Here is a 17,756-nt window from a genome sequence, read left to right on the forward strand (position 1 = left end):
TTAGAATTTCGGTTTTATTGATTGTACAAGACTATCCATTTTTACAGGTTTCGGCTTCACGGCAGTTCCTGGCTTCAATCCGCCGATTCCCGCTGCCACTATCATTTCGCCTTTCTTCACCCCTGATTTTACTAAAGTCATATTGTCGATTCTGTCGATAACATCAATGACAACGTTTTTAGCAGTATCTTTTTCCACTTTATAAACGTAAACGATACCTTGCTGCTCATAAGTAGCACTTTCAGGAACTACTAATACATTGTCATAAGCTTGTGGGAATCTGATGGTTCCGCTGTTTCCATTACTTAACAACTTTTGGGCATTAGAGAATGCAACTCTGAACTGGATAGTTCCTGTCGTAGGATCAATCTGTCCTGTAATAGCCTCGATTTTTCCTTTTTCAGGATAAAGGCTTCCGTTTGCCAGTTGAAGCTCAACCATCGGAAGGTTTCTAATTTTTTCAGGCATGGAAACTCCGGGAGACTTCTCAAGGAAATTGAAATATTCTTTCTCATTCATTGAAAAATAAGCAAATATCTGAGAGGTGTCAGAAATTGTCGTCAAAGGTGTCTGATCAGTCGGACCAACTAAACTACCTACTTTTAAAGGAAGTTTTCCGATAACACCGGAAATTGGGGCACGGATAACCGAGTAATCAATATTGGCCTCTACTCCTTTGTAATTGGCAACTGCCTGTCTTTTAGCTGCATTAGCTTGTTGTAATTGAGCCTGGGCCTGAGCTAAATTTGCCTGAGCTGTTTGTAACTGGACATTACTGATGATATTTTTTTGTACAAGAGGTTTTAGTTTATTTACTTCAACCTGAGCTGCATTCACAGAAGCCTGAGCTGCTGCAATAGTCGATTCTGCAGCACCGATTCCCGCCTTGGAAGCGGCAGCGTTTTCACTCAAAATATTGGTTTCCAGACGGAATAAAGGCTGTCCTTTTGTTACATACTGCCCTTCATCTACCAAAACCTGAGTAATATATCCTTGTATTTTAGCGCGAACATCATTGTTTACCCTACCCTGTATAGAGGCGGGAAAAGTCTGATAGCCCACTATATTTTTGGACTCCACATTTACTACAGGATAAGGTTTTGCACCGTCCTGTTTTGGAGCTTCTTTTTTGCAGGCCGTAAGCGAAAGCGCTGCAATAGAAAGTATAACTAGCTTATTGTTCATTTTATAGTTTATTAAGAGATTCCTGAATATTGATTATATTTTTATTTAAAAGAGCTTTATAAGCTTCAATTCTTTCGTTATACCCATCGTCCTGATTTTTTTTAAAATTGTTTAAATCTTCTAGTAGCTTTAATTCGTCTTGCATTTTCTGAACTATTTTTTCAAATCTTATCTTCTTATATTCTTCATTGAGAAAAAAATATCGTTTTCGTTCATCCATCTTATTGTGATCTACAATAAGCTCTGCATTCAAAAGCAATGAAATACTTGTAGAAACAGAACTTTTGCTAGCAGAAAGAACTTCCACAAATTCATCAAAAGTAATTCCTACCCTTTCGGCATCGAAAAGTAGATAGGCATAGATTTTGGAAGCTAAAGGAGGGATGTCGAAAATGGTACCATAAAATTTTACAGCATCCTGAAATATTTTTTCGTCAATTTCTATACTCTTATGCACTGTATATAAATTTGAGCAAATGTAAAAATTAGTTCTGAACTAAACGAACAAACTCAATAGAGTTTATAAATACTGGGCGTTTTAAAAATTCAATGAAAATGGATTTAACTTTTTGCTCAAATTATAATCTTCTCATAGGCCTTTCTCATTCCGCCGGCAAGAAATACCTCTCCGCAATAAGTATATCCTTTGCTTTCCAGGATTTTTAACATAGCAAGATTATCAAAATTTGTATCTACTTTTACGCTCTGGATACCATGTTTTCTCGTGAAATCTTCAATATGATCAAATAATTTTTTCACCATTCCCTGACCTGCAAATTTTTCATCAACAGCGACTCTGTGGACAACCACAAATTCTCCGTCACTCAGCCAGGCTCCTTCAATAGTACTGTAAGCAGGCTCATCATTGAGAATTAAAGCTGTATAAACCGCAATTTCTCCATCCACTGTCATTACATACCCGAAGCCTTTTGAGATATCACTTTCCACAGTATCAAGATTGGGATAACCTTGTTGCCATTGAGTACTTCCGTCTTGTCTTCTTCTTTCTATTGCCTGTTGTAAGATATTCCAGATAATGTCTCTGTCTTCAATTTCTGCCTTTCTTAGTTTAATTTCCGAATTCATGCTGTGAAATTTTTAGCTTAAAAAGATTTAGGAATTTAGATTTCTTATATTTTAAGTTTTATTTAAATTAAATGGCTAATTTTTTTAAAAAATAAAAATAATTCCCAAATTCTTACTTATAATTTTTAAAAGTTTAAAATTTTGAATTAAAAAAACCGAAAACTAATTAAAATTAATTTTCGGTTCGAAGTAGTAAAATTTAAAATTATGAAATTGTTTTTTATTGATTTTCTGCCTGCTGAAGATAACTGTCGATAATCTCGAATGCTTTCTTCTCATCTTCTAAATCTACCATTACTTTTAACGATGTAGCTGTAGGTGTGGTCGTAAAAGTAAGATAATTATTTTCAACCGCATTTATAATTTGCGCGTCGTCTAATTTTGATTTGATTAACTGTATTTCTGAAGGTTTGTCACTTTCAAAAACTGATACTCTTGTACTTCTTTCCATATTCTATCACGTTTTGAGTATCTAAATATATAACGTTTTTTTGAAAATTACAAATTCTCAGTTTTAAATTTTATTAATATTATTTTCAATTTTATCTAATGCAAGCTGAATTTCTTCTTCCGTAACATTCAAATGAGGTCTGAATCGAAGTGACTGGTCCCCACATGCTAAGATGAACAAACCATCATGGAAAAGTTCTTCACGTAAGAGGTTTCTTTGCTCATGAGTCGGCAGGTCAATGGCACACATTAATCCTCTTCCTCTTGCGTTTGAAAGTTTTTCCGGATATTTTTCTGCTAGTTTTTTTAAACCTTCCAATAAATAATCACCTATAACTCTTGCGTTTTCTACAAGGTTTTCTTTTTCAATGACTTCCATTACCAATTGGAAACGAAGCATATCAATAAAGTTTCCTCCAAAAGTAGAATTGATTCTTGAGCTTTCTCTGAAAACATTATTCGGCACTTCGTCAAACTTTTCTTTATTTGCTAAAACTCCGCAAACCTGTGATTTTTTACCGAAAGAAATAATGTCCGGTTTTGCTGTAAAATGTTGGAAAGCCCACATTTTTCCTGTAATTCCGATGCCGGTTTGTACTTCATCAAAAATTAAAAGAATTTCATTTTGGTCACAAATTTTTCTTAATCCTAATAAAAATTCATCTCTGAAATGATTATCACCCCCTTCAGCCTGGATCGGTTCGATAATAATACAAGCCACTTTATCAGGATTCATTAAGATAGCTTCTTCAATATTTAATAAAGCTAATCTTTCGTTTTTAATTGTTTCTTCTAAATTTTCTTCCGTAATGGGAAAAGTTAATTTAGGATTCAGAATTCTTGGCCAGTCAAACATCGGGAAATACTGATATTTTCTCGGATCAGAAGTATTTGTCAAGCTTAGGGTATAACCGCTCCTGCCGTGAAATGCCTGTCTGAAGTGAATGCATATTCCGGCTTCTGTATCAAGGCCTTTTTCAAAATTTTTTCGTGTTTTCCAGTCGAAGCAGGCTTTCATTGCATTTTCAACACCTAATGTTCCGCCTTCGATAAAAAAAGCATACTGTAGTTCTTCAGGAATAACCACTCTTTCAAAAACTTCTAAAAATTGAGCATATTCTTCAGAATAGATATCTGCCAAAGTAGGTTTGTTAACTGCCATTTTCCCTAACCAAGCTGATTTTTCAACTAAATAAGGATGATTATAACCGACAGACGCCGAAGCGAACATCGAAAACATATCTAAATATTCTCTATTGGTAAGTTTGTCGTAAAGCCATGAACCGTGGGATTTTTCAATATCCATCACGAAATCAAAGCCATCTGCCAAAACGTGCTTACCTACTATTTCTTTTACTTTATTTACTTGTATGTCAATTGTTTGTTCCATATTTTTGTGTGAATTGAAAAAAATTAATAAAAAATCAGATTATCATAAATCTTTATAATATAATAAGTTAATTAATTTAAACTAAGGGTTTATAAATCGAATTTAATTCCCTGTGCTAAAGGAAGTTGAGCTGTATAATTTATGGTGTTAGTCTGTCTTCTCATATAATATTTCCAGACATCTGAACCAGATTCTCTACCTCCTCCGGTTTCTTTTTCACCACCAAAAGCACCTCCGATTTCAGCACCTGAAGTTCCGATATTTACATTAGCAATTCCACAATCCGAACCTGCATGAGAAAGGAATAATTCTGCTTCTCTCAAATTTTGTGTCATAATTGCAGACGATAATCCCTGTGGAACATCATTTTGAATTGTAATTGCTTCTTCCAGGGTCTTGTATTTAATTAAATATAAGATTGGCGCAAAAGTTTCGTGTTGTACAATCTCGTAAGAATTTTTAACTTCAGCGATACATGGTTTTACATAGCAACCCGATTCGTACCCTTTTCCTTGTAAAACTTCACCATCAACAATGAATTTTGCACCTTCCTTCTTACCTTTTTTTATAGCTTCCTGATACATATTTACAGCATCAGTATCGATAAGCGGCCCCACGTGATTATTTTCATCTAAAGGATTGCCTATTTTTAATTGATCATAGGCTTTTACCAGTCTGTTTTTCACTTCATCATAAACACTTTCGTGAATAATCAGTCTTCTCGTGGAAGTACATCTTTGTCCTGCTGTTCCTACCGCTCCGAAAACCGCTCCGATAATTGACATATCGATATCTGCGTCTTTAGAAATGATGATGGCATTGTTTCCGCCTAGTTCAAGGATAGATTTCCCGAATCTCTCAGCAACTTTAGAAGAAACCATTCTTCCTACTCTTGTAGAGCCTGTGAAAGAAACAAGAGAAACTCTTTTGTCATCGACTAATCTTTGTCCGATTTCATGATCTGCTACCAATACACTTGAAATTCCTTCAGGAAGATTGTTTTCTTCCAAAACTTCATTCATAATATTCTGGCAGGCAAGCGCACAAAGCGGAGTCTTTTCAGATGGTTTCCAAATTGTAACATTACCACAAATCCATGCCAAAGCGGTGTTCCAGGACCAAACTGCTACCGGAAAATTAAAAGCGGTGATAATTCCCACAATCCCAAGCGGATGATATTGTTCGTACATCCTGTGACCAGGTCTTTCAGAATGCATGGTATACCCATGAAGTTGTCTTGAAACTCCCACTGCAAAATCGCAGATATCGATCATTTCCTGAACTTCGCCTAAGCCTTCCTGCAAAGATTTACCCATTTCATAAGAAACAAGCTTCCCTAAATCATCCTTATATTGTCTTAATTTTTGACCTAATTGTCTTACGATTTCTCCTCTTTTAGGAGCCGGAATCAGCCTGAACTCTTTAAATGCTTTTTCAGCAGTTTCGATTACTTTGTTATAATCAGATTCTCCCGAAGTCTTTATTTTAGCAATCAAATTACCATCTACAGGTGAAAAGCTTTCGATTGTTTTCCCCGATGCGAAGTATTTTCCGCCTACTGAAGTTCCTTTATTTTCATCTTTAATTCCTAGATTTCTGAGAGTTTTTTCAATTCCAAAATCCTTTACTTTTTTAGACATAAATATTACTTTTCGTTTTCCCTAAAGTTAAAAATATTAGACGAACTGCAAAATTTTTATTTTTTTAGCCTGTTTTTTATTTGGACTAATTATAAACATGCTTATCTTTGTAGGGTAATCAATTGAATTTCAGAAATGGAAAATAATAATACGGTAAATGAACCTATAATTGAAGAAAAGAAAAACTCCAGGTGGAAGCGAATGTTGAAGAAGTTTGGAATTGGCGGAATTATATTTTTTACGGTAAAAGGTATTATCACTTCTACCCTTATTTATTTCCTTGGAAAAAACTTCTGGAGTGTGATTAGCAATTATATTACAACGATATTTGATTAATTAATTGATATAGGGAACAAAAAAAAGCAGAGAAATTTTCTCTGCTTTTTTCTTTAAGATATATTGGGGTTGTATTGCTATTCAAAGAAGAACGAAGTGAAATGAGAATCTATTATTTTTTATTACTAAATTAATTATTCCTTCTTTTTTCTCCCCGAATTAATTAAACTTTGATGAAGTAAATACTCAATTTGCCCATTTACACTTCTGAATTCATCATTTGCCCATTTTTCCAGCAGTTTGTAAGTAGACTCATCAATCCTTAAGACGAAAGATTTTTTGCCTTTGTTTTCGGGAGAGTTTTGAGTTTTTTCTGATTTCATTTTTTATCTTTTTTAGTGCAAAGCTTTATGGAGTTTTTTTGTCATTCTGAATAGAACAAAATGAAGGACCTAAATGATTTCTCCTTCGTTAAATAGAAATTAATTATATAATGTTCCTGCATTTAAGATGGGTTGTGCTGCTTTTTCACCACAAAGAACAACCATTAAATTACTTACCATTGCTGCTTTTCTTTCATCATCCAATTCAACGATATTTTCTTCTGAAAGCTTTTTTAAAGCCAAATCTACCATTCCTACAGCACCTTCTACAATTTTAGTTCGTGCGGCTACAATGGCAGTTGCCTGTTGTCTTTGGAGCATTGCTCCTGCAATCTCTGACGCATAAGCCAAATGTGAAATTCTTGCTTCCTGAATGGTGATTCCCGCTTTTGAAAGCCGGTCAGTAAGTTCTTGTTCCAAGATGGCATTAATTTTATCACCACCTTCTCTCAGGGTAATCGGTGCATGATCGTCTTCCAAATTGTCATAAGGAAAGCTCATTGCCAAATGACGTACTGCGGCCTCACTCTGCATTCTTACGAAATCTGAATAACGCTCAACATCAAATGCTGCCTTGTAAGTATCGCCTACTTTCCAAACTATTACCACGGCAATTTCTATTGGATTACCCATTTTGTCATTTACTTTCAATGTTTGTCCTTGTAAATTTTCAGAACGGAGACTGATTTTTTGAGATGAATACAGAGGGTTAATGAAAAACAATCCGTTGTCTTTTACCGTTCCTACGTATTTTCCGAAGAAGTTTAAAACTCTTGAATGGTTCGGTTGAATAATCATTAAGCCTTTTAATAAAAAACATGAAGTAATAAAACACAGCATTGCTAAAATAACCCATGTGATATTTCCGTCAACTCCCATAATAAACAGGTAAGCAGCAACAATAAATAATCCAAGACAAATGGCTAACGTAAGATAACCTGAGATTGGTTTTAAGATTTTTTCCATAAATGTAATTTTAAAATGTGATATTATTTTGATATCATAAAGATATAGAAAAATTTTAATTTACCAGTTATCTGTTGTCAGTTTTCCTGTGCTCAGATTTTATAAATATTGAGAGGCTTTTACTTTGCTATATATTGAGGAGAAATTTTGTAAAAAAATGTTACAAATTAGAGATGTCATGCCAGACAAAATCAAAGCATCTATTACAAATTTTGTTAGTTTTTAAACATAAAAAATCCCGATAAAAATGACTTTTCCGGGATTTTCTTTTTATTAAGATTTTAAAATTTATTTTTTATTTAACGTTTTGAATTTAAAATAAGAAACTAATGATAAAAGAGTCATCGTAGCCAAGCCGATATATACCCAAGCCGGAACCGGAACAGGATCTCCTGCTGCATAAGAATGCAGTCCGCTTAAGTAATAATTTACTCCAAAATAAGTCATTACCATCGAGCAAAAAGCAAACATTGTCGCTACGTGGAATGCCCATCTGCTTCTCAATCCAGGAACTAATCTCATGTGCAATACAAATGCATATACCATAATTGAGATGAATGCCCAGGTTTCTTTTGGATCCCAGCTCCAATATCTTCCCCAAGATTCGTTTGCCCAGATTCCTCCTAAAAAGTTTCCGACTGTCAAAGCAAATAATCCGATGGTAAGAGACATTTCAGAAACAATAGCCAACTCTTTTAATGTGGTATCGTGGTGTAACTTGTAGGTCTGTTTGCTTGAAATAATATAGAATACCAAACTAATTACAGCAATGATCATCGATAAGGCAAAGAAACCATAACTGGATGTAATAATTGCTACGTGAACAATCAGCCAATAAGATTTCAATACAGGTACAAGTGGTGTAATCTGCGGATCAAGTGCGGAACCTCCATGAGCAAATCCCATCATAATAACAGCCACCATAAATCCTGCTGCAGGAATCAATGCGTTGGCATTTCTGTAAAGCAATAAGCCCGCTGTAATACCTACCCAAGAGATAAAGATAATAGCTTCATAGCCGTTACTCCAAGGAGCATGGCCGGAAATGTACCACCTTGCAACCAATCCTAAGAAGTGGAATAAATATCCAACAATACCTATAATGATAATTATTTTGATGGTTTTATTTACAACTTTATTCTTCTTGAATAACTCAACAAAACCTAAAATTAAAAGTAATCCTCCAATTAACGTATAGAAAATCAATAATTTGAAGTTGATATTTACTTTATTCATGAAAACTTCCAGATCAACTTTCGATTTTGCAGGAACTACTGCTTTCCCCCATTTCTGCTGATAATCTGAAAGCTTTGCCAATTCAACATCTGCTTTGCTCCAGTTTCCTGATTGCTGTGCTTGTAAAACTTCTGCGAAATATGGCCCCATTACCTGTTGAGATTCCATATCCGGTTCGAATTTTTGATCAAGCCAAGAATGCCAAGTATGGTTTGGGTCATTTTTCACAGGAACGATTCTCATAAACTGTCCGCTGAAAAATTCGTTGAAAATCTGAACTCTTTCGTTTACGGCAATTACTTCTTTGTCATAATTTGTCTGTTCTGCCGGTTTTTTACGGAATGCAGTGTTGTAATCATGTTCTAAGATGTATGTAAGGTTTCCATTGGCATCAGCCGGGAAAAGATTCATCAATGAAGTGTAGCCATCATCATTCGCTTTTGTTTTATTCTTCAATTCATCACCTCCTTTCTCTCCAACTCGAATCATTGGAACCATTGTCCAGCTTGGAGTATCTGTATTGACAGATAAAAACCATTGATTCGCAGTAAGCGATTTTCCATCTGTTCCCTTGAACTCGTCTTTTTTATACAGTTTTCTTAAAACATCTAGAGCTTCCGTATTAATTGGAACAATTCTTCCTTCAAAATTCTGAACCAAAAGATATCCGAATTTATCAGCATGTTCTTTACTTATTTTGTTTCTGGCAATAATTTCATCTGCCGAAACCACTTTCATCTTTGTAAACGGCTGTGGACCTTGTGGCTGAACTGTTTCAGGAGCGGTTGCATGAGTATGGCCATCACCTTCTATATGAACGTGTTCTCTGCTTCCATCTGTGGTACCATGTGTTTCAATTTTTTGAGCATTTAAGCCTAAACTTAAAAGCAACAAAACAACCATCGTAGCTTTTTTCTTATTAACGTTTATCAACATTTTATTTAGTTTCCAGAAGTGAGTTCCCTTCCAGAAGAAGATAACAAACATTCCGATAAATAAAAATGCATATCCAATATAAGAAATCAAAGTCCCCCAATAATCGTGGTTTACAGAAAGTACTGTTCCCATTCTGTCCGGATCAAAACTAGACTGGAAAAAACGGTAACCGCCATGATTCAAAACATGGTTCATATAAATTTTATAAGGAGTTTCTGTTCCTTTATCAATAATTTTAACATGGCTTTCATACGCACTTGGAGATGAACTTCCGGGATACGTTTCCATGACGAAATCATCTAATTTAAGCGCGAAAGGGGTATTGTAAATTTTTGGCCCGAAACCAAGCATGATATTCAGCCCATCCATGGCTACTTGTTTGTAAGCATTCGGATTTCCTTTTTCAACGGATAAATCTACCAATTGTTTTGTTTTAGGACCTTGAATTTCTACAGTGAGTACATCAGGAACCATTTGGTCTTTCTTTCTGTCACCTTCGATAGCGATTAGCCGTCCTTTTTTAAGGCCTTCGGGCACGACAAGTTTCAATTCGTTAATGCTGTATAAACTTCTCAAAGCTAAAGGCTGAAATTCATTTTTTGTTGTATTTCCTGTCGCTTGAGTTGCCATCGTCATATAAGACGCATCAACAGGTGTTTTGATCATTAATTTTCCACCATCATTCCTGAATTCTACTGCACCGTCAATTGCTCTGTTGAACGTTACCAAAGTACCGTTAATAGATTTTGTTTCACCTGGTTTGATATAAATGTTCTGTCTTCCCGTATTTCCTGTAGAAACCAAATGAAGATATTCTGTACCGTTTGATTCAGCAACCAAACTGTCTTTTTTTCTTTGAACATAATCTTTAGCAACAACTTTTATCTCTTTTCCGTGGAAATCATAAGTGGCACTAAAATCTTTGTGCAGCGGAGACATCAAATAAGGAATATCTTGATAATCAAGCGCATCGCCTTTTTCTTCAATTTTGATTTTAAAGAAATTTTTGTCGGTTACAATTTCGTTTGAAGTTTCCCCTTCTCTGATGTGCATTGTCCCCTCAAAACTGATGTATCTTGTGATAGCACCACCTAAGAAAATAAGCACAAAGGCAAGGTGGAAAATCAGAACCGGCCATTTTTCTCTCTTCCAAAGTCTATATCTTCCGATATTGCCTATAAAGTTGAGAATCAGCAGGAACATGATTAATTCAAACCATTTTGCTTCATAAATTAGAGCTTTTGCTGTTGGAGTTCCGTAATCGTTTTCCAAAAACGTTGCATAAGCCATTGCGAATGCATACACCAATAACAACACAGCCATTGTTCTGGTTGAGATAATAATATCTTGGAGCTTCTTCATGATTTTTTTTACTTGACATGCAAAAATAAGCAGGATAAAGAACAAAGCAGATAAAAAAAGCTGTTTTTTGTCATTTTAAAGCCTGTTTTTGTAATTTTGAATCATTCTTAATAAGCTTATTCTTACTTGAGAAAAATTTAAATTTTAATGTAAATTAGGACGTGAATCTAAAATAGCTGATTATATAATTGAATTTTCCATACAAAATTATAAACATAAAATACTGTTTAATAGATAATTACAATAAGTAAGATAATTTATTATTATACTATTTTATTCCGAAATTTTTTAAACTTTGTTCTTTTATATAATATAAACCATAAGTAAACTTTAAACTAATAATTAAATTATTTTAAATATTTTTAATCAATAATTATTAAACGAAATAAAATTAAAATCTAATTATTTAAGGAGAATTTAACAGTTTTTTTTAAGTACAAAAGATTATTTTACTGTTGAAAAAACATTAAATTTGCCACATTGATATTATGGATAAAAAGACACAAAACAAGCAGCAGGAGTCGCCTGAGAAAGGCAAACTTTTATCAAAGCCAAGAGTATTTTTTGGGCTTATATGTATACTTTTTTCTATAGTTCTTACTTTCTCATTTGTTTCATATTTAGCAAATTGGAAGGCTGATCAGAGCCAGGCAGGGACTATGTTGGATAAAAGTATAAAATCATCAAATGTTTTTGGAAAACTGGGAGATTGGCTGGGAAATCTTTTCATTTTTGAAAGTATTGGAGTTGCTTCATTTATTATAGCATTTTTATTTTTGGTTCTTGGAACAATGATCCTGAAAAAGAAAATCTTTAAGCCTTGGAAAACATTTGGCCATTCTTTGTTTTTCATCTGCTGGTTACCCATTTTATTTGGAGCTATTACAAAAGGTCAGGGAGTTTTGAGCGGAGTTTATGGTTATCAAATCATGGATTCGATGGATGCTATTATCGGAAGTGTTGGGCTTTGGCTTGTTTTGGCAGCCAGTATTATTCTATATTTCGTTTTGGAGTTTAATTTAAGACCAAGTTCTATTAAAAATAAATTCAACGAAATCAACGAAAATACCATTGGAAAGGTAAAATCTATGATGCCAAGTTCTGATGAAGATTTTGAAGCTGATGAAGAATTAATGGAGGAAGCAGGAAGTACTGAAGATGTTCAACCGAAAGTTACGGTAACAGAAGTTGCTCAAAAAACCAATGTGAAAATTACAGAACCTGATCCCGTAAATATTCCTAAAGATTTTCCGGAAGTTCCTGTTTCTACAAATTTAAATACAATTGTGACGCCAAATCATACTTCATTTGAGGATGACAAAAATGATTTTTCACAATCGGTTAATTTAAATTTAAATACAAAACCAAATATCCCGACAACATCTCCGGAACAGGCTTTTGATATTAAGCCTTCAGGGAATTCTTCTCCTTCTTCGGTAACTGTTGCTAAAGATGAAATAAAATTCAATGTAGAGGTTGCACCCGTAATCGATGTTTTGGATGAATCAGACAGAAAATCTCAGGAATTAGTCGATAAGCATGGTCTTTATGATCATAAACTGGATTTAGCAAATTTCCAAATGCCGCCGGTCGAACTTTTAAAAGATTACGGAAACGAAGAAATTTCTATAAATAAAGAAGAATTAGAGGAAAACAAAAATAAAATTGTTGGGCTTCTTAAAAACTTTAATGTTGGGATTGCCGAAATTAAAGCTACGATTGGCCCAACTGTTACTTTGTACGAAATTGTTCCGGAAGCGGGAATCAGAGTTGCTGCTATTAAAAAATTGCAGGATGATATCGCATTGAATCTTTCAGCCTTGGGAATCAGAATTATTGCACCGATGCCAGGAAAAGGAACAATCGGAATTGAAGTTCCCAGAAAAAATCCTACGATGGTTTCTATGCGTTCTGTGATTGCTTCTCACAAATTCCAGAATACAGATATGGATTTGCCTGTGGTTTTCGGTAAGACGATTTCCAACGAAGTTTTCATGGCTGATTTATCAAAAATGCCTCACTTGTTAATGGCGGGTGCTACAGGTCAGGGTAAATCTGTCGGTATTAATGCGATTCTTACTTCTCTTCTGTATAAAAAGCATCCGAGCGAATTAAAATTCGTGATGGTTGACCCCAAAAAAGTGGAACTTTCTTTATATTCAAAAATTGAAAGGCATTATTTGGCAAAACTTCCGGATTCAGAAGACGCCATTATTACGGATACCAATAAAGTAATTAATACGTTAAATTCTCTTTGTATCGAAATGGATACAAGATATGATTTACTTAAAAATGCTTTCTGTAAAAATTTGAAAGAATACAATAAAAAATTCACGGAAAGAAAATTAAATCCTGAAAACGGACACCGTTATTTGCCATACATTGTTTTAGTAGTTGATGAATTTGCGGATTTGATTATGACTGCCGGAAAAGAAGTTGAGCTACCAATTGCCAGATTAGCACAGTTAGCAAGAGCCGTTGGTATTCATCTGATTGTGGCAACACAAAGACCTTCTGTAAATGTAATTACAGGTATGATTAAGGCTAACTTTCCTGCAAGAGCAGCTTTTAGAGTAATTTCAAGTGTCGATTCGAGAACCATTCTGGATTCTACAGGCGCAGATCAGCTTATCGGTAAAGGAGATATGCTTTATTTTAACGGAAATGAAATTCTAAGACTTCAATGTGCATTTGTGGACACTCCTGAAGTGGAAAAATTAGCTGAATTTATCGGTGAGCAAAAAGGATATTCTTCAGCATTCCTGCTTCCGGAATATGTGTCTGAGGACTCTACCAATACCGTAGGAACTTTTGATCCGAATGAAAAAGATGCATTATTTGAAGATGCGGCGAGAATTATTGTTTCAACTCAGCAAGGTTCTACTTCTATGCTTCAGAGACAATTAAAATTAGGATATAACAGAGCGGGAAGAATTATGGATCAGTTGGAAGCAAGCGGTATTGTAGGAGGCTTCAACGGAGCCAAAGCAAGAGAAGTAATCATCAGTGATCTTCATTCTTTGGAACAGTTTTTGGAAGATTTGCGTGGGTAAGGGATAAACAGACAATTTTGAGTTTAACTTTTATCATTTGAGAATGTCTAAAATATATAAAAATTAAAAATGAAAAGTATTATTTCAAAAATTGTATTGGGAAGTTTTGTTGTAGGAGCTGTGGGTTTTGCCACTGCACAAAAGATCGATGCAAAGGCAAAAAAAATATTAGACGATATTACAGCAAATTATAATTCTAAAAAGAATACATATTTTAAATTTTCTTTCGGAAGTGGCATTAATGGCCAGGTTGCTAAAACGGAACCGGGAATTTATTATGCTGCAGGAGATAAATATAAGTTGAAAATCATGGATACAGAACAGATTTTTGACGGAAATAAAATCTATAATATCAATGCAGAAGATATGGAGGTGACAATTGCTAAACCAAATGAAAGCAGCAGCATGTTCTCCCCTATCAATTATCTTACAACCTATAGAAATGATTATAATGTGACATATGGCGGTAAGAAAACGGTAAACGGTATAAGCGCAGATTTCATAAAACTTACTCCGGTAAAGGCAAACGGATTAAAATATGTTTACCTGTTTGTAGATTCCGCAAAAAAGCAAATGGTAAAACTGGAACAGCACGGAAATAATAATGATGTGGCTGTAATTGCTATTAAGGAATATAAAGAAAACCAGAATTTAGATTCAAATATGTTTGTATTTGATAAAAGTAAGTTTAAAAATTATATCATTACAGAATTATAAAAGTATAAATGGCGAAATCATAGAATCGCAAGAAAATGAACAATTCAAAAGCAGATTTGCTGTTTTACGATTTCGCTTTTTCTTTAATTATAAAAAAATAATAAATATTAAAGTCACAAAGAAAACTTTGTGGCTTTTTCATTAATTTTGGCGCATGTTAAAAATTCTGGATAAATATATCATAAAGACCTTCTTCGGACCATTTTTCTTTATATTCAGTGTATTGTTTTTCATTTTTATTGTAAACATTATCTGGGTTCAATTAGGGCAATTTATGGGGAAAGGATTGACTTACTGGCAAATCCTCAAACTTCTTTTTTACCTTGGAGTGAATGTTGTGAGCATGGTACTTCCGCTTACCATTCTTTTGGCGAGTATTATGTCGTTCGGAGAATTTGGAGAACGGTACGAACTCGCTGCCATGAAAGCTGCCGGGATATCCCTAACGAGAGTCATGATGCCACTGTTGGGAGTTACCACATTACTGGCCATCATGCTATATTTCTTTTCAAATAACATCATTCCTGATTTTCAGAAAAAAGCAAAAAACATGCTTTTTAATATTGCTCAAACCAAACCTGCCCTGAACTTTACTCCGGGACAGTTTATTGATCAGATTCCCGGTTATATGGTGAAGTTTGATAAAATTTATGGTGAAAACGGGGAAAATATTGAAGGCGTTTTTGTTCACAGAAAATCCAGCACTTACGAAAATCAACAGTCAATTGTAGCGGAAAAAGGAAAATTTGTTCCAGCAGCTAATAGAAATTTCCTGAAATTGGTTTTATATAATGGATATGTTTACGAAGATGCTTTTGAAGGAAAAAGTGGGAATGCCCGTGAAAAACAACCCGACCAGGCGATAAAATTTGATACACTGACTTCTCATTTCGATATTAGTGATATCATTAATAAAGCTATCGAAAAAGAACAAATTACAGACGATTATCGTTTTAACACATTTAATGAGCTTTTCGAAACGATTTCAAAAATTAAGAAAGATAACAAACAGTTTATAGAGACTACTACAAGTGATGCATTGAATCAGACAAATTCCGTGGTAAGCTACATGGAGCAAAATAAGAAGAAAGAAAAACCGAAACAGCAGGTAAAAATTGATACGGTAAAGTCTAAAACAAAGCTTGAAATGATTTATAATGCTCACAATAGATTAGACAATCTGAAAACTACCCTGGATGGAAAAAGCACTGAAATAAAACAAAATGTAAAGTATTTCAGTAAAGTCATTATTTATCAGCAAAGAATTCTTTCCTATTCATTTACATGTATTATTTTCTTCCTGATTGGTGCAAGTTTAGGCTCGATCATCAGAAAAGGAGGAATGGGTGTTCCTGTAATTATTGCAATTGTGATTTTCATTGTTTTCTACGTAATGAATTTAGGAATTGAAAATATTGCCTGGGTTGGAAAAATGGACCCCTATTTAGCAGCTTGGCTTCCGAACATGATTCTGCTCCCTTTCGGAATTTGGATGACGTATAAAGCACTTACAGATTCTCAGTTGTTTGACGCTGAAAAATATAAAGCATTCTTTAAGCCTGTTACAAGAAGGTTTTCTAAAAATAAAGAACATAAGAGGTATCAGTAATCTTTTACGATTCAAAACAAAAAAAGATTCAGAGTTTCCTGAATCTTTTTTTATTTATTTTTTTTAAGTTTTTGTACTTTTAGCATTACACAATCACTTTTATATGAAAATTATACTTGCAATACTAAGTTTTATATTAATTATTTCCTGCAAAAAAGAATCAGATGAAAATGTTTTAAAGTCTGTTTCAAAAAACAACCAAGTATCACAAATAGACTCAATTCAAACAAATAATCCTCAAACTATTGATGACATTAAAAAAGAATTTGCTGTTTTGAATGATAAACTAATTGCCAAAAAGCTTGATTCAACCGGTTTTAGCTATAACTGCGAAGAAATAGAAGGTGAAATTCATTTTTATTATGAAAATCAAAAGCTAAAAATGGTAAAACACTTTCTGGCAGACAGTCATTACTCTTCTTTAACAAAGTATTACGTGAAGAATGGCCATATATTTTTCATCTTCAAAGATGATACAGTATGGCAATTTGATGGCGGAACGACTGGAAAACCAATTACGAAAGATAGTATTAATCAACTTCGAATTTATCTGCAAAACAACAATCCTATAAAATCTCTGGAGAAAAATTTCACCGTAAGATCAATTGGTAAAAATGTAGACCCTGAAACCGTTCCAAACAAGGAAATAAAATATAATGTGAAAGAACTGATGGCAGTTTATCGGTCAATCCTTAAAAATAAAGATAAAAAAGGCGAAATAAAATGTCTTTAAAAATAAAGGGACTTCAAAACTGAAGCCCCTTTATTTTTTCAAAAAACCGAAAATTATACTTTCATAATTTCAGCTTCTTTTATCTTAAGATGTTCATCACAGGTCTTCACAAATTTATCAGTAAGAACCTGGATTTCTTCTTCTAATCCTTTGATAACGTCTTCAGAAACACCGTCTAGTTTTTTAAGTTCTTTCAACCCGTTTTGTCTGGCATTTCTTACAACGATTTTAGTATCTTCCGTTTCTCCTTTAGCCTGTTTTGCCAATTCTCTTCTTCTTTCCTCTGTTAATGGAGGTACATTAAGGATAATATTTTCCCCGTTATTAGAAGGTGCAAAACCTAAATTAGAGTTGATAATAGCCTTTTCTATTGCACCGATAGCTGTTCTATCCCAAGGTTGAATAGAGATTGTCATAGCATCCGGTACAGAAACATTGGCAACCTGGTTGATAGGTGTCGGAGCCCCGTAATATTCTACCATAACATCCTGAACCATTGATGTAGAAGCACGTCCTGCTCTAATTCTCTGAAATGCGTGTTCTAAGTGCTTTACAGCTGCATCCATGTCCTGCTTTACAGATTCTAATATAAGATCTAATTCTTCCATTATATATTCAAAATTTGATAAGTTACACATTTTATATAATAACTGATTTTTTAGATAAGTAACTAAATAATAGGTGGTATATTTAAATTGGTTTACCTGACCCTAATATTTTATCCGTTACCAAAC

Annotated in this window: 15 protein-coding genes; 5 read left to right on the plus strand and 10 right to left on the minus strand. The window is 34.0% G+C overall.

Annotation, left to right across the window (positions count from 1 at the left end):
- The 6 genes from ACM39_RS07575 to ACM39_RS07600 all read right to left on the minus strand — a co-directional run bounded on the left by ACM39_RS07575 (nucleotide 1) and on the right by ACM39_RS07600 (nucleotide 5,751).
- The gene (locus ACM39_RS07575; protein WP_048510436.1) at nucleotides 1–1,185 is read right to left on the minus strand and encodes an efflux RND transporter periplasmic adaptor subunit; all 1,185 of its coding nucleotides are present in this window, start codon (nucleotides 1,183–1,185) and stop codon (nucleotides 1–3) included.
- Nucleotide 1,186: 1 nt separating this feature from the next.
- Complete coding sequence (locus ACM39_RS07580) at nucleotides 1,187–1,642, minus strand: hypothetical protein (RefSeq protein WP_048510437.1); 456 nt, start codon at nucleotides 1,640–1,642, stop codon at nucleotides 1,187–1,189.
- 116 nt (nucleotides 1,643–1,758) lie between these two features.
- Complete coding sequence (locus tag ACM39_RS07585; RefSeq protein ID WP_048510438.1) at nucleotides 1,759–2,271, minus strand: GNAT family N-acetyltransferase; 513 nt, start codon at nucleotides 2,269–2,271, stop codon at nucleotides 1,759–1,761.
- A 220-nt stretch (nucleotides 2,272–2,491) separates the two neighbouring features.
- Nucleotides 2,492–2,722: a DUF2007 domain-containing protein gene (locus ACM39_RS07590; RefSeq protein ID WP_048510439.1), complete on the minus strand. Its 231-nt coding sequence runs from the start codon at nucleotides 2,720–2,722 to the stop codon at nucleotides 2,492–2,494.
- 63 nt (nucleotides 2,723–2,785) lie between these two features.
- Nucleotides 2,786–4,111 (minus strand): L-lysine 6-transaminase, encoded by a 1,326-nt coding sequence (gene lat, locus ACM39_RS07595; RefSeq protein ID WP_048510440.1) that lies wholly within the window; start codon nucleotides 4,109–4,111, stop codon nucleotides 2,786–2,788.
- An 89-nt stretch (nucleotides 4,112–4,200) separates the two neighbouring features.
- Complete coding sequence (locus ACM39_RS07600; RefSeq protein ID WP_048510441.1) at nucleotides 4,201–5,751, minus strand: aldehyde dehydrogenase family protein; 1,551 nt, start codon at nucleotides 5,749–5,751, stop codon at nucleotides 4,201–4,203.
- Between the two features lie 135 nt (nucleotides 5,752–5,886).
- Here ACM39_RS07600 and ACM39_RS07605 point away from each other — a divergent pair, with 135 nt between their 5' ends.
- A complete protein-coding gene (locus ACM39_RS07605; RefSeq protein ID WP_048510442.1) occupies nucleotides 5,887–6,087 on the plus strand; it encodes a hypothetical protein in 201 nt (66 codons plus the stop codon).
- Between the two features lie 134 nt (nucleotides 6,088–6,221).
- Here ACM39_RS07605 and ACM39_RS07610 read toward each other — a convergent pair whose 3' ends face one another.
- The 3 genes from ACM39_RS07610 to ccsA form a co-directional block, all read right to left on the minus strand.
- Nucleotides 6,222–6,410, minus strand: a complete 189-nt coding sequence (locus tag ACM39_RS07610; protein ID WP_048510443.1) for a hypothetical protein — start codon at nucleotides 6,408–6,410, stop codon at nucleotides 6,222–6,224.
- 99 nt (nucleotides 6,411–6,509) lie between these two features.
- The gene (locus tag ACM39_RS07615) at nucleotides 6,510–7,376 is read right to left on the minus strand and encodes an SPFH domain-containing protein (protein WP_048510444.1); all 867 of its coding nucleotides are present in this window, start codon (nucleotides 7,374–7,376) and stop codon (nucleotides 6,510–6,512) included.
- 288 nt (nucleotides 7,377–7,664) lie between these two features.
- Nucleotides 7,665–10,910 (minus strand): cytochrome c biogenesis protein CcsA, encoded by a 3,246-nt coding sequence (gene ccsA, locus ACM39_RS07620; RefSeq protein WP_048510445.1) that lies wholly within the window; start codon nucleotides 10,908–10,910, stop codon nucleotides 7,665–7,667.
- A 488-nt stretch (nucleotides 10,911–11,398) separates the two neighbouring features.
- On the opposite strand from ccsA, the gene ACM39_RS07625 reads away from it, so the two are divergent.
- The 4 genes from ACM39_RS07625 (at nucleotide 11,399) to ACM39_RS07640 (ending at nucleotide 17,022) form a co-directional block, all read left to right on the plus strand.
- The gene (locus ACM39_RS07625; protein WP_048510446.1) at nucleotides 11,399–13,963 is read left to right on the plus strand and encodes an FtsK/SpoIIIE family DNA translocase; all 2,565 of its coding nucleotides are present in this window, start codon (nucleotides 11,399–11,401) and stop codon (nucleotides 13,961–13,963) included.
- A gap of 69 nt (nucleotides 13,964–14,032) precedes the next feature.
- The gene (locus ACM39_RS07630) at nucleotides 14,033–14,680 is read left to right on the plus strand and encodes a LolA family protein (protein ID WP_048510447.1); all 648 of its coding nucleotides are present in this window, start codon (nucleotides 14,033–14,035) and stop codon (nucleotides 14,678–14,680) included.
- Nucleotides 14,681–14,834: 154 nt separating this feature from the next.
- Entirely contained in the window at nucleotides 14,835–16,289 is a 1,455-nt protein-coding gene (locus tag ACM39_RS07635; protein WP_048510448.1) for an LptF/LptG family permease, read from the plus strand.
- Between the two features lie 103 nt (nucleotides 16,290–16,392).
- The gene (locus ACM39_RS07640) at nucleotides 16,393–17,022 is read left to right on the plus strand and encodes a hypothetical protein (RefSeq protein ID WP_048510449.1); all 630 of its coding nucleotides are present in this window, start codon (nucleotides 16,393–16,395) and stop codon (nucleotides 17,020–17,022) included.
- 53 nt (nucleotides 17,023–17,075) lie between these two features.
- Here ACM39_RS07640 and frr read toward each other — a convergent pair whose 3' ends face one another.
- Nucleotides 17,076–17,630 (minus strand): ribosome recycling factor, encoded by a 555-nt coding sequence (gene frr, locus ACM39_RS07645; protein ID WP_048510450.1) that lies wholly within the window; start codon nucleotides 17,628–17,630, stop codon nucleotides 17,076–17,078.
- Between the last annotated feature and the right edge of the window lie 126 nt (nucleotides 17,631–17,756).

This window comes from Chryseobacterium sp. FH2 (genome assembly GCF_001045455.1).
Lineage (GTDB): Bacteria > Bacteroidota > Bacteroidia > Flavobacteriales > Weeksellaceae > Chryseobacterium.